We start from the raw sequence: 19134 nt of genomic DNA on the forward strand, positions 1-19134 counted from the left end.
ACTTTTTATGTTAAAATGAGAATGATATTTTATAACTTTATTCGTTATTCGTTCAACTAACGTAAAAAATCGGAATTTTTCATATTTGAAATGAGGAGAATGAATTTATGGTGAAAGCTAAAATTGCATTACTGAGCACCGGTGTCTTAGGTGCGACTGGCCTCGCATTATTAAATGCTAATCCCACTCAAGCGGCAACGCAGACGGCAACCGTTTCTTATGAAAAGGGTGCCACTACTGTTTGGGATAGCCCGGCAGAAGGACAGCAGCCAAAACGATATTTAACTAAAAATCAAAAAGTAACGATTCAGCATCAGAAAAAAGTCTATGGCGAAACTTGGTATGAGATTGGCGCTGGCGAATGGATTCCAGAACGATATCTCAAGCTTGACCAAGCAACGGCCCAAAAACAGATTCAGATCAGCTACCGTGATGGTAGTGTGACACTGTGGGCTCATCCAGGCTACACACAGCCGACTGGGGATTACTTAGGTTATGGGAGTATTTTCGACGTTGTTCAGGAGCAGCAAGTTGGGGGCGAAACCTTCTATCAGCTCAATAACGGCGCTTGGGTCGCTGCCCGGTTCGTCACGACTGTTTCAAACGGAACAGCCGCACCAACAGCAACTTCACAGGCGGCACACACAGCTGATTCGACGGTTACATATAGCGATGCGGATTACTTTGCCCAAGCAAACAGTTCCGCAGCCAGTGCTTCGGCACAAACAGCTTCCGTTGTTTCAGACCAAGTAGCAGCTACGGCAACACCAAGCAGTGCTGCAGAAGTTGAAAAACAGGCAGTTGTCTTTGATATTCCATCGACATCTGCTAAGTCGAATTCAGCTGCTTCAGCCGCGACGGTACTCGTTAAGAGTTCTGCCGATGATAAGGTTGAATTTTCAGCTGCCGATCACAGTACGAATAAATCAAGTGCCGCAGCTGTCAATTCCAGTGCGGCCAGCACCGTTAACAGCAGTAGTGCCGTTCAATCGAGTGCGGTCAGCGAAACAGCTTCTTCAGCTGCCGCAAGCAGTGCCGTAACAGCCAATTCATCCGCTGCAAATACAGCATCTAGTTCAGCTGTAGTCAATTCCAGTGTAGCCAGCGAAAACGCCAGTTCGGCAGTCAGTGATGCTGTTTCTTCCGCTGCGCCAAGCAGTGCTGAAACAGTTGCTTCATCGACGGCCAGCGATGCTTCGAGTTCCGCTGTGCAAAATCAGACGAGTTCAGCGGCCAGCAGTGCGACTGCTGTTAACTCTTCCGCAGCCAGTGAAGCATCCAGTGCAACTGTTAGTGATGCCGTTTCCTCTGCTGCCCCAAGTTCGGTTGCTCCTGAAAGCAGTGCTGCTTCGTCAGATGCTGCTTCAAGTGCAGCTGCATCACAGGCGATTGCCGATTCCTTAGCAGCTGCCTCAAGTGCTGCGGCTAGTTCAGCCGCTGCTTCGAGTGCAGCCGTTTCACAGGCTGTTGCCGATTCTCTGGCTGCGGCGTCATCGGCTGCTGCTAGTTCAGCTGCAGCTCAAAGCTCCGCTGCTGCCAACGATAACAGTGCCGCCAGCTCATCTGCATCGACTTCAACTGATCGGGCTGCGCAGATTCAGACTGTAATCAATGCAGCTGAATCACAAATCGGTGTTCCTTATGTCTGGGGCGGCCATACCGCTAACGTCGGCTTGGATTGCTCCGGGTTGACGAGCTATGCTTATTCGACGATTGGGGTCAATTTGACACCGTATACGGTTGCTCAGGAAAGCGCCGGAACGGTCGTTTCAATCAGCAACCTTGAAGCCGGCGATTTAGTCTTCTGGGGCGCCATGGGCAATACTTATCATGTTGGTATCTATATCGGCGGGAATCAGTACATTGCCGCACCACAGCCTGGCGAAGATGTCATGGTCAGCTCGATTTCAAGCTACTTCTATCCATCTTTCGGGGTTCGTGTTATTTAGAAAAAACAAACGAGCACGTTTTATTTCGCAACGTGCTCTTTTTTTATGATATGATGAAAGCGGTTTATAAACAGACATCAAGAGAGGGATGCAAATATGAAACAAATTGATTTAGGCAATACAGATTGGCCCGTATCGGCTGTTGCATTAGGAATTATGCGGATGGATGCACTTGACAATAAGGCTGCCGTTAAGGTGCTCGAAGCAGCGCATGATGCTGGGATTAACTATATTGATTCTGCCGACATTTATGGGGATGGCAAATCCGAAAAAGTTTTCGGTAAAGCCTTAAAGAAGTCGGACCTGAAACGTGACGATTTCTACATTCAATCAAAAGGCGGCATCGTTTCCGGCAAACGCTATGATTTTTCTAAGAAACACTTGCTGAAGTCGGTGGACGGTATTTCGGAACGGCTCGGCATCGATTATTTGGATGCCTTTCTGCTCCATCGTCCTGATCCATTGATGGAAGTCGATCAAGTGTCGGAAGCCTTTGATGAATTGCAGCGCAGCGGCAAAGTCCGTCACTTTGGGGTCTCTAATTTCAATCCGATGCAGATTGAAATGCTGCAATCCGGTTTGAGCCAGCGTCTGATGATCGACCAGATTCAATTTGGAATCATGCATACGGGTCCGATCGATTTCGGCATGCACACTAACATGACTGACCCTGGCAGTATCAATCATGATGGCGAGATCATTGAATATGCCCGTTTGAACGGCATGACCTTGCAAGCTTGGTCGCCCTATCAATACGGCTGGTTCGAAGGGACTTTCATCGACAATCCGAAGTTCCCGAAGCTGAACAAAGAACTGCAGAAATTAGCTGAAAAGAAGGGCGTCACCAAGAATGCGATCGCCACAGCTTGGATTACCCGTCACCCAGCTGAAATCCAAGTTATTTTAGGCAGTATGAATCCGCAGCACATCACCGAAAGTGCTGCTGGTGCCGACGTCGCATTGACTCGTCAAGAATGGTACGATGTTTATTTGGCTGCTGGCAACATGCTGCCATAGGGACAGACGCATAGTTTGTGAAATAATCACTTAAAAATAGAATAAATGATGATTATTGATGTATAAATGATTACGATAGTTAGGTAGAAGCGAACAATATATGCTAAAATGGGCATTAGGTTGAGGCGCGGGGGTAGTGGCTTCAACGCGATTTTGGAGGGCATTCATTCGTAGGATGGATGCCCTTTTTGAATGTCAATTTTTTAAAAATAAAATTACAAATTTTATACAATAGTTTGTGAAGGGTTTCTACAATAGGCTTTTAAATCAATGCGGCTCGATGGACATTGCTTTTATTCGGCTGCAGAGAACGCTAGAATGAGACTATCAAGAAATCGAGGATAAATGGATGAACTATTTTATGACACGCGACTTGCAGGCACCCCTGTCTGCAATCGAGCAGACGATGCTGGAACGGGTGGCCTTGTTTGCTGCCCATCAGGAGCCGGCGCAGGTCATCACTTGCCAGTACGACCGTCAGTTTGCTTGGAAATTAGCCCAGCAGCAGATCGACCCTCAGCAAGTCTGCAACTTATATGATGTGCTTCAGGAAGCCGAAGGGTATACTGGGGCAGCCCTTCAGCCGCAGGAATTGCCGCTTGCTCAGCAGCTAGTGCCGATTGCCGACGCCGGCCATTATGATTTTAAACAAGGCAATCAGCTTTTGGCACGCGCCTTTTTGTTTCAAAATCATGGGGCAGCTGTGAATTACGTTGATTATCTCAACCAAAAGGGCCAAACGGTCACTCGTGATTTTTATGATTGCCGAGGTTTTAAATCACTGACTCAAGTGCTGGATGCCCAAGGCCATGCCCAAGTGGAAACTTATTGGAGTGTTTCTGGGCGACCCGTTTATCAGACGTTTTATGAATGGGATGCGGCGCAACAACAGAATCGGAACACACTGATTCAATTGCTCGACCATAACGGCGTGATAAGCGTCGTTCGTTCGCTTGAAGAATTGTACGGTGTCTTGCTGGACCGATTAAATACGGCGCATCCTGGCCCGAATCTGTTTGTTGCGGATCGGCATGAGGTCGCCTGCTGGCCGCTGGTCAAGATGAAGACACCGGCGGTCAAGATTCTGCAGATGCACAGTACGCACACTAAAGATCCGCAGCAGCCGCATGAAAAGGAATTGGCCTACTATGTCAATTTGAGCCTCCAGCCCAGCAGCCACTTCAGCGGCATCGTGACACCGACGAAACGCCAGCAGGCTGACTTGCAGCGGCTGACGACCCTGCCAGTTTTCTGCGTGCCAGTAGGGTGGTTTGAGCAGATGCCGCCACGAGTGCCGGTTGCTCACCGTGATGCGCATGAGATGATTGCGATTGCTCGTTTGTCGCCAGAAAAAAATCTGGGCGATTTAATCCAAGCGATGCCGGCCGTTTTGGCAGTGCTGCCGCAAACACATTTGACGATTTATGGCGCACCGATGGCGGGTTACGCTGAATCGAAACGGCTGAAAAAGATGGTTAGCGCTCTGCATTTGGACGCTCAAATTCGTTTCGGCGGCTTTCAAGATGATCTTCGGCCCATTTATCAGCGGGCCCGTCTGCTGGCCGTGACGAGTCAATATGAGGGCTTTAATCGGGCTATCCTTGAGGCACTTTCAAACGGAGTGCCCGTTGTCAGTTATAATGTCGATTACGGACCGACCGAAATGGTTCATCCGGGTCAAAATGGCCTATTGGTGCCATATGGTGACCTGCAGCAATTGAGTCAGGCGCTTTTGCAGCTGCTGCAGCAGAATCAAACTACTTGGCAGCAATGGAGCGATCAAGCACAGGCGAGCGTGGCCGTTTATAGTGCCGCACATATTTGGCAGGGCTGGCAGCAAGTGCTGGCATTGAAAGGAGCTTTTCGAAATGACCGTTCATAATGCAACTGAATACATCGAAGCAGCTGCTCCAGCTGCACAGCCATTGTTGTCCCAACTGCATACACTGATCATTGCAGCCCATCCGGCTGTTGATCAGACGATTAAATGGAAGATGCCGTTTTATTTATTCGCTGGCAAGCGAATCAACATGGCGGCGTATAAGGATCATGTCAGTCTGATGTCGGATCGTAATCTGCCGGAATCGTTTCGGACGAAAGCCAAGCAGGCAGGCTATTCCACCGGCCAAAAGCGGCTCAACGTTTTGTTTACCCAGCCGCTTCCGGTTGACTTGGTCAAACAAATGCTGAGTGCATAAAAAAGGAGCTTGGGATGGCCCCAAGCTCCTTTTGTCGGAATGTGATTAACTGATTTGCAAGACTGAGTAACACAAAAAAATAGTCGGAAATGAAATTGGTCACACCAATTTCTTATTCTAGTTTTACTGTACCATGAATTTTATTATGAATGGGGATAAAAGCATTTTTAAAATTGAAAACGGAGGGATGACCGATGATTCGTACTTATCAGACAACCGACGCTGCCGCAGTGGAGCAGCTGTTGCGAGCAGCGTTCAGCGCCACACCGCATGGTTACGGCAATGAAGCCGAATTAGTTACAAAAATCCGACAAGATTCGCATTATCAAGCACAATTCGAGGTTGTGGCTACAACAGATGCCGGCCAAATTGTCGGAATGGGGCTCTTGAGTCCCATCAAGGTTGGTTCAGTGGTTGGCCAATGTTTAGCGCCGCTGGCTGTTCTGCCAGCATTTCAAAAAGAAGGGCTTGGAACGGCTCTTTTAACCGAACTCGAAAAACGAGCAGCTGCTGCACAAGTACCCTTTATCAGTATTCTCGGCTGGCCGGATTATTACGCTCGTTTTGGTTATGTGCCAGCGAGCCGGTTCGATATCACGGCCCCATATGATGTGCCGGATGCCGCCTTTCGGGTCAAAGCGCTGCGCCCGGATGGTTTGCATGGCGTCCATGGCGTTGTTCAGTATCTACGGGCGTTTGATGAAGTCTAAAAGAAGCAGGTGACCATACGTCACCTGCTTCTTTTTTAGACTTTCTACTTGCCGAAGAAACCTTTCAGTTTGTCAACGGCATCGGCTGTGCCGTCACCGCTAATAAGGTCTTTAGCTTTGTCATAATATTCACCGAGGTCGGCTTGATGGTCGGCTAAAAAGCTTTTGGCTTCGTCCATCTTGCCATCGCTGATCAAACCCTTCAGTTTGGCAATCAATTCATCCTGATCCATTTAAAAAACACTCCTTTTAAAATGTCTTTGCGACTGTTTCAGCTTGTTGATTAGCGGCGTCCATGATTTCAGTTTCTTTATCGGGCGCATAATCGATTCCGTCGATTTCGATTTGCTGGAAAGCAGTCACACCATAAATGCTGAACATCCGTTTGACGTATTGGCTGCCGATATCTTGTTCATGGTAAGTGCCGCCGGCGGATTGAATGTGCAGGGCCTTCTTATCAGGCTGTAAACCGATCGGCTTGCCATCCGGCGAGTACTTGAAACTCTTGCCAGCAACACACGTCGTATCGAACCAAGCCTTCAAACGAGTCGGAATATTCTGGTTCCACAGCGGGTTGGCCACAATCACTTTGTCGGCATCCAGAAATTGTTGTGTGAATTCATTGAAACGATTGATTTTTTTCTTCTGATCATCGCTTAAGGACTCGAAGGCAGTTCCGCCACGCAAGGCCGCCCAGCCATTCAGCATATCGGCGTCGATTTCCGGCAGATATTCGTCGTATAGTTTTTCAGTCTCGATCTCATCATCGGGATGCAGATCTGTATAGGCTTTCATAAAAGTATCTAAAACGGTTAATGTATGTGAGTGGGCAGCATCTAAGGGATGTGCATCGATCACTAAAACTTTACTCATCGTAAATCCTCCTATTCATTATAAGAAAGCAGTGGCAACACTACCAATAACGATAAGCACTAATCCGCTCAATGTAAAGACTAATTCACGGTGCGACTTGTGTTCATGCAAGATTAGAATGCTGCCTAACGTTGCAATGACAACGTTCAGCTGGGTAATGACGTAGGCCGTAGCGACCCCATTTTCCTTGGCCGAGAAAATGTAGGCGAGGGCGGAAACCCCAAAGACGAGTCCGACCGAAACACTCTGCCAGCTTTCCTTTTGACGGAAAGCTTGACCTTGCCGTGAAATGAGCACATAAATGAGTGCTCCTAAAAGAATTCCTAACATTTGCGGGAAGAAAATCTCAAGTGAAGAAGATTTGACCATCTTGGGCAGGGCACTATAGACCCAATAACCGATTGTGGTAGGCACTAAAACGGCGAGTCCGGCGAGAATACTCTGATCTTCCTTGGCTTTGCCATCTGATTTATCCTTAACAGTGGTCATGGTGACCCCGATGATGATCAGGACAATCGCAAACGCACCGATCCACTTGGCAAAGGTACCTTGCCATTCCCCAAAAATCAGGACCCCAATCAGCGAAGTCCCGATGACTTGCAGGCCGGTGGTGATTGGCATCGTATTGGCCACACTCATTTTTGTATAGGAAATATACTGACCGACTTGACCGATGACCCAAAAGAGGCCGGACAGAAGACTGAGCCAGAATGCCATTCCAGAGGTCGTTCCGCTCATCATTAAAATAATGAGACCGACGATGAAGGCCCCAATACCAGTCCCAAGAATTTGATTGGACGGTTTGCCGCCGATTTTCCCAACGATGAGGGGCTGGATCCCCCAGCCGATCGCTGGAATGATTGCAATAAGATATTTCATGGTGCACCCTTCCTTTCGCATGGAAATGTTTTCACCTCTAGAATAGCGCAACTGGACGTCCGAGACTTAAAATTAGACCTATCTAATTGCATTTTGGCGCCGAATGGCTTACGTTCATCTTGAACGAATTTTTTTAAGGAGGAATCTGCTGATGAAGATTATGATTATTGGTGCGACCGGTATGGCTGGTTCGGCGGTAACTGCCGAAGCCGCACGTCGGGGACACGAAGTAACTGCGATTGCCCGTTCGCAGCAGCATCTAGCCCAATTACAAAATGAATTTCCGACGATTCATGTTTTAGCGAAGGATGCTTTTGATCTGACAACTGATGATTTAGCTGGTGCGCAGGTCATTGTCGATGCATTTGCGGCCGGTCCATCAGAGGCAGGACAGCACGTCGACTTAGCGAAGAAGCTGGTCAAAATGTATGCCGATACAACCACACCTCGTTTGTTCTTCATTTTAGGCGCTGGCAGCCTTAAGACTGGCGACGACAAGCACCTGTTCGTGGACGATATTGCCCAGGATCCGAAGAGCGACGCCTTTATTGCGATTCCAAAGGCACAGCTTGAAGAATTACATTACTTGCAAGGGGTTAAGGACGTCAACTGGGTCGGTGTGTCACCATCTGCCGATTTCCACAAAGGTGTTGAAACCGACTATACAACCGGTACCGACGAATTGCTGGTCAGTCCGGACGGCCATTCGGTAACTACTTCCGGTACGATGGGCGTGGCGATTCTGAATGAAATCGAAAAACCGCAGCATCATCAAGCTCGTTTCACCGTTGCCGATCGGGACCAGGATTAAGGATTAAAAAAGACGGATTTCACACTGTGAAATCCGTCTTTTTTGATGCATGTTGTTCCCAAAATTCGGCCAGAGTTGTCTTCAAACGACTCAGAGTCGGGATACGCTGGTAATGATCCCAATGGGCCGGAAAAAGGCTGGTATAACGGGGACTGGCGAAACGCTGGTCGAGCAGGAGAACGACGCCGACATCGGTCGCACTGCGAATAACACGGCCGGCTGCCTGCAGAACATTATTCAGGCCGGGCAGCTGGTAGGCGTATTCGAAGCCGTGATGGTTTGTTTTATCAAAATAATTCCGAACGAGGTCGGTTTCAACGTTCAGGCCAGGGAGTCCGACGCTAACAACGGCGGCACCGCTGAGCCGGGTGCCTTTGAGGTCGATTCCTTCCGCAAAAATACCGCCTAAAACAGCAAAGCCGACGAGCGTGGCGTCTGGCTCGGCCTGAAACTGTTCCAGAAAAGCGGTTCTAGCCGCAGCGTCCATCCCCGTTTCCTGCCGGGCCACCTTGACGTCTGGAAATTGGACGGTAAACGCCGTATACACTTTGTCGAGGTAGGTATAGGAAGGAAAGAAAAATAAATAATTGCCCTGGTGGCTCTGAACGAGTGCAGCCAAACTGAGGACAATCGCCTGCAGGTTGCTGGCCCGCTGCTTGTAGGTCGTCTGGATGTACTGGGTGATTAAAATCGCCTGATTTTGCGCTGGAAACGGAGAAGGCAGCCGGAATGATAGGGCATCTTCCTTGCAGCCCAACGTTTCTTCATAGTAGTGCATCGGCGTCAGTGTCGCCGAAAAGAAGACCGCCCCGCCGCCCAGTGACAAGGACTGGTCTAAAAATTCGCTGGGGTCAAGACAAAGCTGTTTGACGATTACATTGTGCGGCTGACGGATGGTGTGGGTCCGAAACGTTTCATCATAAAGGTCGCTGATGCGTAAATAGGCACTCGCCGTCAGAAAATAATCAAGCACACTCTTGGTGAAGGGGTCGTTTTCCCGTTCTGGCAGCCAGTCCCGCACAAAGTCGGTCCATTTGCCGACGGCGGTGTTAAAAGAATCAAGGGGCGCTTCAGCAACCGCTTCGTAAACATCATGGGCTTGCAGCGTTTTTTTGACGGCATTGAAGGCACGTTTCAAAGTCCGCATTTTTTTGAGCAGCTGCTGGACACCCGGCTCATCGATGTCACGAGCCGTTTTAATCAGCTCATCCAGCGGGCCGCTTTCAAGTGCGGCCGAATACATCGCTCTGGAACGATTGACCAGATTGTGGGCTTCATCAATCAAAAAAAAGTTGTCCGGGTCGGGTTCGCTGAAGAAGCGCTGCAGATAAACCAGCGGGTCGAACAAATAATTGTAATCGCAAATAATAACATCACAAAATAAACTGGCATCTAATGAAAATTCGAACGGATCGAGGGTGTATTGCTGCGCATATTGCTCAACTACGTCACGGGTGATGCGATTTTCATGAGTCAGCATGTCCTTAATCGCTGGTCGCAACCGGTCATAGTAGCCGACCATATAGGGATTCTCAGCCGGCGTCAGGTCGGCTTCCTCTGGAAACTGGATTTTATCTCGAGCCGTAAGGGTGATGCTCTTTACCTGAAGGTCCTGCTGGCCCATCAGTTCTAATGCCATCTCCGCAACGCGACGAGTACTTTGTTTGGCCGTTAAATAAAAAAGCCGTTGAATCTTGTTCTCACCGATAGCTTTAATGGCAGGAAACAGGGTCGAAATCGTTTTGCCGGTTCCGGTCGGTGCTTCCACAAAGAGGCGTGACTGCGTCAAAATTGTTTTATAAACAGCGATAGCAAGCTCACGCTGGTGCGGCCGATAGGCATGAAATGGAAAATCAAGCTGGTGAATCGAATCATCCCGTTTTTGGACGAGATCCTGTTTGAAGACGAGCCACGACTCGAATTCTTTGATGAGGCGGTCGAAAAATGCGGCCGCTTCCTTTCGGGTGTAGGTGTGCTGGGTACGGGTAATCTGATCGGTCGTTGTCTGGTAATAGGTCAGCTGCAGGGTGACCTGGTCAAGATCCTCTTTTTCCATCAGCAGGTGACCATAGACTTGAACTTGCCCCCAATAGAGGGTCAGGGTGCTGTCTGGCAGGTCTTCAAACGCCGGTGCGGATGTTTTGATTTCTTCGATCGTTGTCTCGTTAGCCGTCGTGATGACCCCATCGGCCCGTCCGTTGATGAGATAATCTTGGTGGCAGAGGGTAACTGGCTGTTCGAGGTAAACTTCCTTTTGATAATCGGCGCCGCCCTGTTTTTGGAGCATGTGATGGATGCGTGTGCCTTGCTGGGCCGTATTGCTGCTGTTTGAACTGCCACCCAAATCGCCGCTACGCAAAATAAATTCAACTAATTGCCGGACACCGACCTTTTTCACACCGTTCGCCTTCTTTCATTTTTCCCAAGTTTATCTATTATAAAACATTTATCAAACGTTTGTTCCCAAAAAGAGAAATTTTCTCATTTAATGAATTGGTATAGCACTCCTAAAGTTTGTGAAGTTTGTGAATTTGTTCCTACAAAAAAACGTGTAACCACTGATAGCTTAGCTAAAAATAGATAGTTAAATATTGAGCAAAGTCTGTACATTTGCCCTGAAAACATGGTAATATAATAGCGAAGGTTTGATGAAAGATTCATGTGAAACAGTTTTAATTGAAATAATCGCGATCACTAATGGCGGCCACCTAATTTTGTGAAAAGACATTGAGGAGTTTACGGAGATCGTGCATAACGGCCGTAATCAATGAAAGGGGCTCATATTCATGATCCAATTATTTGTTTCTTCTAGTAATGCATCCAATCGTAAGGCACGCAGATGGCTTCAGGAAAATCATCTTCCGTATCAGGAACGGAATATTTTCTCGAAACCTTTGTCGAAAGCTGAATTGAAAAAGTTACTGTGCCGCACCGAAAACGGGACGGAGGATATTATTGCGACGCATTCAAACGCCTATCAAGCATTGACCTGTAATTTAGAGGATCTTTCGCTGGATAAACTGCTCGATCTGCTTGTTCAAGAGCCGCATCTCTTGAAACGGCCGATTATTTTTGATGATAAACGTTTGGAAGTCGGTTTTAATGAGGAAGAAGTCCGTCGTTTCCTGCCACGTGAAGTACGAATGTTGGAGTTTCAGGAAGCAGAACGCCTGATTGATCGTTAGATCGGTCGTAAACGGTCTGCTGGGAGGATTTAGATCGTTTGAAGGGTTTGAGATCAAAAATGGTTCCTTTTGGGCTCAAACTCTCTTTTTTGGCGAGTGCGGTAAGTTGCCAAAAAATAACAAAAAAGTTACATATTTTTTCTGAAAAGGGGTAGACATTCTTTTTATTCTCGGTATAATAGAAACAATTAAATAACAAAACTACTTTTTGATCACGTCCGGCTGGGGATTTATTCTTGCAATAAAATAACGCCGGACGCTTTTTTTAAGGAGGATGAGTGTTTATCGAGTATAAAAAATCATTGCACATTATCATTAGAATTGCACTTGCCATGTTGTTTCTGCTGACTACGAGTCTGGGGACTTCAGAAGCAACCCCGAAAGCCAAACGAGCGGCGACGAAGACTGAAACGGCGCGTGTCGTTGATCAGCGGCCGCAAACCGGTCAAGTAATCGACGTTTCGCAATGGCAGGGGGATATTGATTGGCAAAAAGTCAATCAGCAGGTCGACTTAGCGATTATTCGAACGCAGTACGGTTCTGAAGCCAATGAGGCCAGTTATCGTCTTGACACGAAGAAGGACGAATATTATCAAGCCGCCAAGCAGAATAAGCTACCGTTTGCCAGTTATGCCTTCTCACAATTTACGAGTGTCGAAGGAGCGAAACAGGCGGCCGACAGTTTCTATGCTCATGCCGACAAACAATCGAAATTCTATGTGTTAGATGATGAAGATCATGTTGGGGACGCTTCAGAACAGGTGTATATCAACGCCTGGCTTGCCCGTATGCGTCAATTGACCAAGAAAAAGATCGTTCTGTACACGTATAGCAGCTATTTAAAGGAAAATCAGCTTGACGCCAGCCAATTTGATGGGACCTGGATCGCTGATTATAGCGCCAACCAGCCGCAAAATTCCGATTTATGGCAGTATACGAGTCAGGGTCATGTCGACGGAATCAATGGGGACGTCGATATCAGTAAGACCACTTCTGACCAGATTTACAACTGGATTAAGTCATAGGCAATTGTAAAAGGAGTGTTTCAAACGTCGTTTCGACGCTTGGAACACTCCTTTTTGTTTTCCGGAGGGGTTTAGGGTAAGATAAATAAAACGGATAAAGGAGCCTGACCATGGAATTAACGGTACAACAATATTTAGATGCGGTGCAAAACCAGGATTATGATCACCAAGAGTGGCACGTTTCGCCGGAACATCTGGCTGAAAAAGGCCTGCCGACCTATACGCATGAGCTGTACGACCGTTTGCGCAAGGATCTCGGCGACAATCGGCTCGCTCAGCTGCAGCTGACTGTCGATTACCCCGATCGGCCGGCAACGTTTACTTTGGAAACGGGGATTATCAATCTGCCGCTGCGGTATGCGACCAAAATTGGGCAGTTCTTCCAATCCGAAGACGAGACCGTTCCAGTGCGGCTCTATCTGATCGTTGAATCTGAGGATATTAACGTCACTGGACTCCGTATCGACGAAATGACAACGACGGACGATTATTTGAAGCAGTTTACGGAAACAAATGCGGACATCAACGATGCGATTTTCGAAAAGAATGATTTTTTGCAGTTAGAGGCGCAAAAGCCGCATGAAGAGCCTGTCCCAGAAGCTGTTGCCAAGAAGGCACCGGCTAAGCAGACCACGACTCGCAAGACGACTGCCAAAAAGAAAACCACGACGACGCGTAAGAAAGCGACAACCACTCGCAAACGGACGACCACCCGTAAAACGGCGGCCGCTAAGAAACCAGCCGCCAAAAAGACGACGACACGCCGCAAAACGACCACTAAGAAAACGACGAAATAACAAAGAGCGCATAGCAGGTTTATATGGTTCAAACAAAAATGACTCTTTAAATGCAAAAATTGCATTTAAAGAGTCATTTTTTGTGAAAGAGATACTTTTGTCACGGCTTTTTTATTCTATTGTGCAGAAGAAACGGAAGATGACGACATCTTCCCATCATCGGTATCTTCACGTTTTTCTTCGATGGTGTCGAGGTGCTTCAGTTTATCCTGACGTTTCTTGACGGCATCGTAACGTTCATCGAAACTGGCCTGCGAAGTATCATAATGATAAGTCTGATTGTAACGGGATTCGACTTTGTTGATTGTCTTTTGATAGGTCGGATCTTTGAATTTGAATTGAATCGAAGAAACACGGTAGTGGTTGTCGAATTTGACGGTGACCTTGCTTAAGGTTTTGTAATGCCGAATGGTGATGATGTCCAAATGCTTTTTGATTTTCTTCAGCTTCTTGGCATTGGTAATCGTGATTGTACCATGGTGTTTATACACTTCGGCAACGGTCGTCTTTTTAAAAGCAGCCTTAAAGAAGAAATCGAAGGTGCCGTTGAACTGTTTTGAAACATACTGGTTATTATCATTTTCGGTCGTCACATAGACGTGGTGGCCCTTGCGGAGGACCGGATAATAATTATGTTCAGTATCAATTGCCCAGCCCCGATTGGTTTTCTTGTCATAGCCGATTTGAGTGTAACGGTACATATCGCCTTCCGTAATGGTAATGATCGGTGCCTTGTCCATAATCGTCGTCACCTTGGTGTGATCGGTCGCCGCTTGCGGTTTTTTAGCAGCTAAGGTATTTGCTGGTGTAATCAATAGGAAACACAAGAAGACGATTCCTATGAACCAGCTGCGTTTCAAGTGTTTCATTTTTGACTGACCTCCTGCGGACCAAGATAAATTTCAGTGTAACTGTCATAATCAGGAACGGCAAATTTGTTCTTGAGGTCGACTTTGAGCTGATCTTCCAAATATTCATCGTCTGGTTTCGGCTTTTGCGGTGTCGACGCCGAAGCTGGTGAAACATCCAAGTCGTAATGAGCGGCTTCATCCAGCGGCGAAGCGTAGTTAAACGACTCTGTATCGAGCAACTGCAATTGTTGCTGCTGGGTCAATCCGTTGACGATGTCGGGATTTTCGTTGACATGATGGCCGTTCTGGGACACTTTGAGGACGTTCCATTCGGAGACCGTCTTGCCGGTGTGCATGTTGAAAATAAATTCACCATGCATATCGTTGGAGAGAATTTTGTCGTTGACCTGTTTGCTAGGGAGCTGTCCCAAAACAAATTTGTTATGCAATCTGGAGCTTTCCCCAAAGTACAGGTTGTCGACGTAGCGATTCTGATAGTCCATCATCTGGGCGTAATTGGTTTTGCCCTTGAAATAGGTATGGATGTAGTGAAGGTCCTGCCGGTCGATCCAATACCGGAATTCGTGGATGGCTTGGTCGCCAGGCACATTCATGCTCAGTGGGGTCCATGTGCCGTCTTTGCGGCGGTAAATTTTCTGGACCGTCTGAGCAAAATAGGCTAAGAAACTAGAATTCGGCCCTAAATGTGGATAAAACTTGAATTGCTGGTTGGTCAGCTGCAGCATCCCGTATTGATCGATTTTGCCGCCGAATTGTTTTTCAATCAGCAGCAGCACTTTTTTACGAGGCTCGTATTGGCAGGCATGATACATTTTACTGTAGACGGTCGAGCCGATTTCATGTGCTGCCTTAAAATCCTGCTGGGCCGTTTTGACGGTACTCTTTTTGGTATCCAAGAGATTGAGATAGGCGGCACAAGCGGCGCCATCCCAACCATCCTTGTTGGCTAAATGTTTGACCTGGCTAGTTAAGGTGGTCGTTAATTTTGAATTGTGCTGATGCTGCAAGCGAACGGTGCCCTTATCGTCCGCTAAAAAATGGGTCAGATCGGTTTTGATCTGGGCAGCTGAATAAGAATGCCCCTTGGTCGCTGCCAATGCTTGATAACTTGTGGGTGTCAGGAAATCTTGCAACGTCGCATTCGTCTGCGCCATGATTGTCTGAACATTCACTTGCGGTGGTAGGACTGGTATCATCTTGACCCCCTCCTTTTCATATTTTGCTTTCAATAATCATTATAAATGGATAAATATGACGGCGGTCAAAAAGGCACTTTTTTGTTAGTTAGCGACTCGATTTCATTTGAATCAGCGGCAGTTTCTGTAAAAATTTATGTTACAATTAGTAAGAAAATAGGAAAGCGAGGCACGCAGACGTGAGCACACAACAAGCACCAGTGACGATCTATCTTGTTCGTCATGGCAAGACGATGTTGAACACAACGGAACGGACGCAGGGATGGATCGATTCCCCTTTAACACAGGAAGGGATTCAAATTGCTGAAAATTTAGGACATGGGTTTCGTAAAAATGATTTGCATTTCGATGCGGCCTTTTCCAGTGATCAGGTTCGAGCTGTTAAAACGGCTCGGATTGTGCTGGATGCCAATGAACAAACGGATGTGCCGATCAAGCAATTAGCCGGACTCCGGGAAGAGTGCTTTGGTGTTTTTGAAGGTGAAAAAGCCGATCGTGTCGCACAAGTGCTGTTTCCGCAGTACAAAACATTTGCCGAAGCGATGACAACCGGCAAACTCGGTGTTCGGGAGCTGGCCGATGCAATTGCTGCTTATACCAATGCTAAAACGCCCGAAGAAGGCGAAAGCTATCAGATGCTTTCGGACCGACTGGATGCGGCGATGAAACAAGTCGGGATGATGGCGCAGGCGCAAGGTGCCCAAAACGTACTGGTTGTTTCCCATGGCAATTCCATCTTTGCGTGGCTGGCCAATCAAGGCCTTTCCTACGAAGAAATCGGCTTTTTATATAATGCGAGTGTTTCGCTCATTGCTTATAAGGATGGGGCATTCAAAGTCGAGGCTGTTAATCAGATGAATTATGTCAACGAAGGTGCGGACGACGCAGCAGGGTTGAATTAAAAATGAAGGATGTTTTGAAAGACTGCCTAGCAGTCTTTTTTTTATCCGCCGAAAAGGATATACTTTTCATTGTAAAAGTATATGTAATCGGTTTCTTAATAAAAACAAAAAGGGGTTTTAACAATGGCAAAGATTGGTGTGATCGATGTCGGCGGGACATCGATTAAATATGGTGTCTGGACAGGCGAGAAAGTCATCAAGCAGCATTCACTGCCGACGCCGAAGCGTTTGGACAAATACTATCAGCAGTTAACTGCAGAAGTCGATCAAATGAAGGCTGACGATCAAATCGTTGGGGTCGGCATCAGCACGCCTGGCGCCGTCAACAAGGAAACGGGGGTCATCGAAGGGGCGAGTGCAATTCCGTACATTCACAATTTTCCGATTCAGCCGGAACTCGTCAAACGATTCGGGCTGCCCGTAACGCTCGAAAATGATGCCAACTCAGCCGCACTGGCCGAAATGATCGACGGTGCCGGTGCTGACGTTCAAAACGCCTTGTTCCTCGTTTTGGGGACAGGTGTTGGCGGTGCCGTGATTATCAATGGGCACGTCTTCCATGGTGCGCATCTGTTCGGCGGCGAATTCGGCTATATGCAGATGGGCGATGGTCAGATTCTCAGTGAAGTTGCCACTCCAGTTGGTGTCGCTAGACATTACAATGAGCGCACTGGCAAAGCGGCGACCGGCGAAGACGTCTTTAACTTGGCTAAGCAGGGCGATCTGGTTGCTGCCGAAGAAGTCGAACATTTTTATAAGAATCTGGCTCGGGCCATTTACAATCTGCAGTATGGTTTCGATCCGCAACGAATCATTCTGGGCGGAGCGGTGTCGCAAAATCCAGATTTGTTACCGAATGTTAAGCGGGAAATGCAGGCAATTTTGAAGCAAGTTGACATTGCACCGTTTATGCCGGACGTGGTCACATGCCGTTACCATAATGAAGCCAATTTGCGGGGTGCCGCTGTTGATTTCATGCAGACATATCCGGATAAATAAGGTCAGAAAAAAGCAGCCGCTGACGGCTGCTTTTTTTCTGAATCGTTTCATTAAGCTTCTTTAGCTTGGTGAGCTTGTTTTTTCGCCATTTTCATCCGGGCCAGACTGACTACGATTTTGTGGTTCAATTCCATCGCATGGGTCCGATCGGCACTGGCATATTGAGTGATGCTCAGCAAAGCTGAGTTTTCATAAACTTTTTCAACGACACCCTCAAAAGGGGCATCCATGTCTTCTTTAACGGAGCAAGTAACTTGGTCACCAATGTGTAATTTTTCTTTTTCCATCTTAACAATTCCCTTCAGTTGCTGGCCTGCATGATCTGAGATACAGGTGCGAGCCAATTGTGAATATGTGCTATGATAATACAGGAAAGCTAAAAAAACAATAGAAAATCGTGTCTTTTTATGAACCGCTTTCATTTACGGCGAATGAGTTGCGGAATTGTGATCTGACGCCTATTATAAAAGAACGTGATTCGCACGATTATGGAGGGAAATACAATGGCAGAAGAAAAATTTGTCAGTTTTGATCAGCTGGATGATGCAGCCCAGCAAAAAGTCGTCAGCGACTTTGCAAAATTTTATGTACCGCATTTCAAGGCCAAAAACTTGGATATCTTGACGCAGGACGATCACAACGGGGATGTCGTCGATATCAATTCTTATTTAAATAATAATGCCACTTTTTCACCAGAAGAATTATTGGATGGCGTGATTACGAATCGGGCTGGTAGTTTTAAGCGGCTGCTGACTTACATTACGGATCAGCAGTATGCTCAGGACGGTTCCAGTGTCGCCACACCTTGGGAAGAATGGTACTTGCAAAAGACCGTCAACATTCCGCAGGATCGCGGCTAAACCGGTTTCTAAGGGAGGGAGCGTATAGATGCAGCCTTATCTCATTTTTATGGATATCGATGGGACCTTGGTCAATGACCAGAAAAAGGTGACGCCGGCGACACGGCAGGTCATCGAACAACTCCAGGCACAGGGCCATCTTTTTTATATTGCTTCTGGGCGGATGTATGTGCTGGCCACAGCAATCGCACACTTAGTCAACGACCAAGTCCATGTGATTGCCTCGAACGGCGCTGTTTATGAAACCAAGGATGGTCTTCAAGTTGCCCATTTAGGTCGAAAAGCCGTTTTAGCGGCGTATGATGCCGCCGAACGAGCTCATTTGACGGGCCACTTTTTTACCTTGGATACGGCCTATGATAATCGCAACACGTATTCTGTAGCGGCGTTACGAGCGGCGAACATTGACCGTAATAACACCAATCTCAAGACGATTCAGATTCAGTCACGGGCGCAGATCGAACGGGTGGCTGATAAAATCATCAACGGCATCATCAGCGATTATAAAAAGCAGATTCAATTGAAGGTGACGCATGCTTATTTGGGGCGGCAGCACTTGATGAATTTGTCGTCTTCGAATCGGGGCAATATTGAACTGATTCCGTCCCATTACGATAAAGCCGTAGCCGTTCAGGCTATTCAGAAATTGAGCGGTATTCCGGCTGAACGTACAATTGTGTTTGGCGATGGCATGAATGATACCGGCATGATGCAGGTGGCCGATATCAGCGTTGCGATGGGGAATGCACAGCCACGGGTTAAGAAATTTGCACATTATGAAACGACGACCAACAATGAAAATGGGGTCGCAGTGTTTCTGAAAAAATATTTTAAATTGTAAGCAAACGGCGCTGGCAAATT

At 47.3% G+C, this 19134-nt stretch carries 20 protein-coding genes; 13 read left to right on the forward strand and 7 right to left on the reverse strand.

The genetic code is table 11. From position 1 onward, the window contains the following. Positions 1–107: 107 nt before the first annotated feature. The 5 genes from IV40_RS08075 (at position 108) to IV40_RS08095 (ending at position 5874) form a co-directional block, all read left to right on the forward strand. Entirely contained in the window at positions 108–1949 is a 1842-nt protein-coding gene (locus IV40_RS08075) for an NlpC/P60 family protein (RefSeq protein ID WP_057770410.1), read from the forward strand. Positions 1950–2045: 96 nt separating this feature from the next. Continuing rightward, a complete protein-coding gene (locus IV40_RS08080) occupies positions 2046–2966 on the forward strand; it encodes an aldo/keto reductase (RefSeq protein WP_057770414.1) in 921 nt (306 codons plus the stop codon). Positions 2967–3315: 349 nt separating this feature from the next. Further along, entirely contained in the window at positions 3316–4848 is a 1533-nt protein-coding gene (locus tag IV40_RS08085) for a glycosyltransferase (protein ID WP_057770417.1), read from the forward strand. After that, a complete protein-coding gene (locus tag IV40_RS08090) occupies positions 4835–5164 on the forward strand; it encodes a DUF1801 domain-containing protein (protein WP_057770419.1) in 330 nt (109 codons plus the stop codon). The genes IV40_RS08085 and IV40_RS08090 overlap by 14 nt, the downstream gene beginning before the upstream one ends. A gap of 194 nt (positions 5165–5358) precedes the next feature. Then, positions 5359–5874 (forward strand): GNAT family N-acetyltransferase, encoded by a 516-nt coding sequence (locus IV40_RS08095; RefSeq protein ID WP_057770421.1) that lies wholly within the window; start codon positions 5359–5361, stop codon positions 5872–5874. A 44-nt stretch (positions 5875–5918) separates the two neighbouring features. On the opposite strand, the gene IV40_RS08100 is transcribed toward IV40_RS08095, so the two are convergent. The 3 genes from IV40_RS08100 to IV40_RS10775 are packed head-to-tail and all read right to left on the reverse strand — an operon-like array spanning position 5919 to position 7626. Beyond that, the gene (locus IV40_RS08100) at positions 5919–6107 is read right to left on the reverse strand and encodes a hypothetical protein (RefSeq protein ID WP_057770424.1); all 189 of its coding nucleotides are present in this window, start codon (positions 6105–6107) and stop codon (positions 5919–5921) included. 16 nt (positions 6108–6123) lie between these two features. Next, positions 6124–6747, reverse strand: a complete 624-nt coding sequence (locus IV40_RS10770) for an NAD(P)H-dependent oxidoreductase (protein WP_057770427.1) — start codon at positions 6745–6747, stop codon at positions 6124–6126. A gap of 18 nt (positions 6748–6765) precedes the next feature. After that, positions 6766–7626: a GRP family sugar transporter gene (locus tag IV40_RS10775; RefSeq protein ID WP_057770430.1), complete on the reverse strand. Its 861-nt coding sequence runs from the start codon at positions 7624–7626 to the stop codon at positions 6766–6768. 151 nt (positions 7627–7777) lie between these two features. Here IV40_RS10775 and IV40_RS08115 point away from each other — a divergent pair, with 151 nt between their 5' ends. Continuing rightward, positions 7778–8437: an NAD(P)-dependent oxidoreductase gene (locus tag IV40_RS08115; RefSeq protein ID WP_057770433.1), complete on the forward strand. Its 660-nt coding sequence runs from the start codon at positions 7778–7780 to the stop codon at positions 8435–8437. Between the two features lie 19 nt (positions 8438–8456). Here the strand turns inward: IV40_RS08115 and IV40_RS08120 are convergent, their stop codons facing one another. Beyond that, positions 8457–10835: an ATP-dependent DNA helicase gene (locus IV40_RS08120; RefSeq protein ID WP_057770435.1), complete on the reverse strand. Its 2379-nt coding sequence runs from the start codon at positions 10833–10835 to the stop codon at positions 8457–8459. A gap of 388 nt (positions 10836–11223) precedes the next feature. Between IV40_RS08120 and spx the strand changes: the two genes are divergently transcribed. From spx to IV40_RS08135, 3 genes are all read left to right on the forward strand, one after another. Then, positions 11224–11622, forward strand: coding sequence for a transcriptional regulator Spx (gene spx / locus IV40_RS08125; RefSeq protein ID WP_057770438.1), 399 nt, complete (start codon positions 11224–11226; stop codon positions 11620–11622). A 278-nt stretch (positions 11623–11900) separates the two neighbouring features. Next, on the forward strand, positions 11901–12647 hold the full coding sequence (locus tag IV40_RS08130; RefSeq protein WP_057770441.1) for a GH25 family lysozyme: 747 nt from the start codon (positions 11901–11903) through the stop codon (positions 12645–12647). A 110-nt stretch (positions 12648–12757) separates the two neighbouring features. Further along, on the forward strand, positions 12758–13444 hold the full coding sequence (locus IV40_RS08135) for a hypothetical protein (protein WP_057770444.1): 687 nt from the start codon (positions 12758–12760) through the stop codon (positions 13442–13444). Positions 13445–13560: 116 nt separating this feature from the next. On the opposite strand, the gene IV40_RS08140 is transcribed toward IV40_RS08135, so the two are convergent. Beyond that, positions 13561–14313: a hypothetical protein gene (locus tag IV40_RS08140; RefSeq protein ID WP_057770447.1), complete on the reverse strand. Its 753-nt coding sequence runs from the start codon at positions 14311–14313 to the stop codon at positions 13561–13563. Then, positions 14310–15512 (reverse strand): DUF3114 domain-containing protein, encoded by a 1203-nt coding sequence (locus tag IV40_RS08145; RefSeq protein WP_057770450.1) that lies wholly within the window; start codon positions 15510–15512, stop codon positions 14310–14312. Before IV40_RS08145 ends, IV40_RS08140 begins: the two co-directional genes overlap by 4 nt. A 179-nt stretch (positions 15513–15691) precedes the next feature. On the opposite strand from IV40_RS08145, the gene IV40_RS08150 reads away from it, so the two are divergent. Further along, entirely contained in the window at positions 15692–16414 is a 723-nt protein-coding gene (locus IV40_RS08150) for a histidine phosphatase family protein (protein WP_057770451.1), read from the forward strand. Positions 16415–16537: 123 nt separating this feature from the next. Continuing rightward, positions 16538–17413 (forward strand): ROK family protein, encoded by an 876-nt coding sequence (locus IV40_RS08155; protein WP_057770454.1) that lies wholly within the window; start codon positions 16538–16540, stop codon positions 17411–17413. A 50-nt stretch (positions 17414–17463) separates the two neighbouring features. Here the strand turns inward: IV40_RS08155 and IV40_RS08160 are convergent, their stop codons facing one another. Beyond that, a complete protein-coding gene (locus IV40_RS08160) occupies positions 17464–17700 on the reverse strand; it encodes a hypothetical protein (RefSeq protein ID WP_057770457.1) in 237 nt (78 codons plus the stop codon). 216 nt (positions 17701–17916) lie between these two features. Between IV40_RS08160 and IV40_RS08165 the strand changes: the two genes are divergently transcribed. Then, complete coding sequence (locus IV40_RS08165) at positions 17917–18273, forward strand: hypothetical protein (RefSeq protein WP_057770460.1); 357 nt, start codon at positions 17917–17919, stop codon at positions 18271–18273. Between the two features lie 28 nt (positions 18274–18301). Continuing rightward, positions 18302–19114 carry a Cof-type HAD-IIB family hydrolase gene (locus IV40_RS08170; RefSeq protein WP_057770464.1) on the forward strand — a complete coding sequence of 271 codons (813 nt, stop codon included), beginning with the start codon at positions 18302–18304 and terminating at the stop codon, positions 19112–19114. The last annotated feature ends 20 nt before the right edge of the window (positions 19115–19134 follow it).

The sequence above is a fragment of the Lactobacillus selangorensis genome, assembly GCF_001437205.1.
GTDB classification, from domain to species: Bacteria; Bacillota; Bacilli; order Lactobacillales; family Lactobacillaceae; genus Paralactobacillus; species Paralactobacillus selangorensis.

What these genes read in the sequence shown, in the direction of transcription:
- IV40_RS08170 (WP_057770464.1), top strand. Translation starts at nt 18,302, where the DNA reads ATGCAGCCTTATCTCATTTTTATGGATATCGATGGGACCTTGGTCAAT.
- IV40_RS08095 (WP_057770421.1), top strand. Translation starts at nt 5,359, where the DNA reads ATGATTCGTACTTATCAGACAACCGACGCTGCCGCAGTGGAGCAGCTG.
- IV40_RS08165 (WP_057770460.1), top strand. Translation starts at nt 17,917, where the DNA reads ATGGCAGAAGAAAAATTTGTCAGTTTTGATCAGCTGGATGATGCAGCC.
- IV40_RS08145 (WP_057770450.1), bottom strand. Translation starts at nt 15,512, where the DNA reads ATGATACCAGTCCTACCACCGCAAGTGAATGTTCAGACAATCATGGCG.
- IV40_RS08100 (WP_057770424.1), bottom strand. Translation starts at nt 6,107, where the DNA reads ATGGATCAGGATGAATTGATTGCCAAACTGAAGGGTTTGATCAGCGAT.
- IV40_RS08075 (WP_057770410.1), top strand. Translation starts at nt 108, where the DNA reads ATGGTGAAAGCTAAAATTGCATTACTGAGCACCGGTGTCTTAGGTGCG.
- IV40_RS08135 (WP_057770444.1), top strand. Translation starts at nt 12,758, where the DNA reads ATGGAATTAACGGTACAACAATATTTAGATGCGGTGCAAAACCAGGAT.
- IV40_RS08085 (WP_057770417.1), top strand. Translation starts at nt 3,316, where the DNA reads ATGAACTATTTTATGACACGCGACTTGCAGGCACCCCTGTCTGCAATC.
- IV40_RS10775 (WP_057770430.1), bottom strand. Translation starts at nt 7,626, where the DNA reads ATGAAATATCTTATTGCAATCATTCCAGCGATCGGCTGGGGGATCCAG.
- IV40_RS08140 (WP_057770447.1), bottom strand. Translation starts at nt 14,313, where the DNA reads ATGAAACACTTGAAACGCAGCTGGTTCATAGGAATCGTCTTCTTGTGT.
- IV40_RS10770 (WP_057770427.1), bottom strand. Translation starts at nt 6,747, where the DNA reads ATGAGTAAAGTTTTAGTGATCGATGCACATCCCTTAGATGCTGCCCAC.
- IV40_RS08080 (WP_057770414.1), top strand. Translation starts at nt 2,046, where the DNA reads ATGAAACAAATTGATTTAGGCAATACAGATTGGCCCGTATCGGCTGTT.
- IV40_RS08160 (WP_057770457.1), bottom strand. Translation starts at nt 17,700, where the DNA reads ATGGAAAAAGAAAAATTACACATTGGTGACCAAGTTACTTGCTCCGTT.
- IV40_RS08155 (WP_057770454.1), top strand. Translation starts at nt 16,538, where the DNA reads ATGGCAAAGATTGGTGTGATCGATGTCGGCGGGACATCGATTAAATAT.
- IV40_RS08115 (WP_057770433.1), top strand. Translation starts at nt 7,778, where the DNA reads ATGAAGATTATGATTATTGGTGCGACCGGTATGGCTGGTTCGGCGGTA.
- spx (WP_057770438.1), top strand. Translation starts at nt 11,224, where the DNA reads ATGATCCAATTATTTGTTTCTTCTAGTAATGCATCCAATCGTAAGGCA.
- IV40_RS08090 (WP_057770419.1), top strand. Translation starts at nt 4,835, where the DNA reads ATGACCGTTCATAATGCAACTGAATACATCGAAGCAGCTGCTCCAGCT.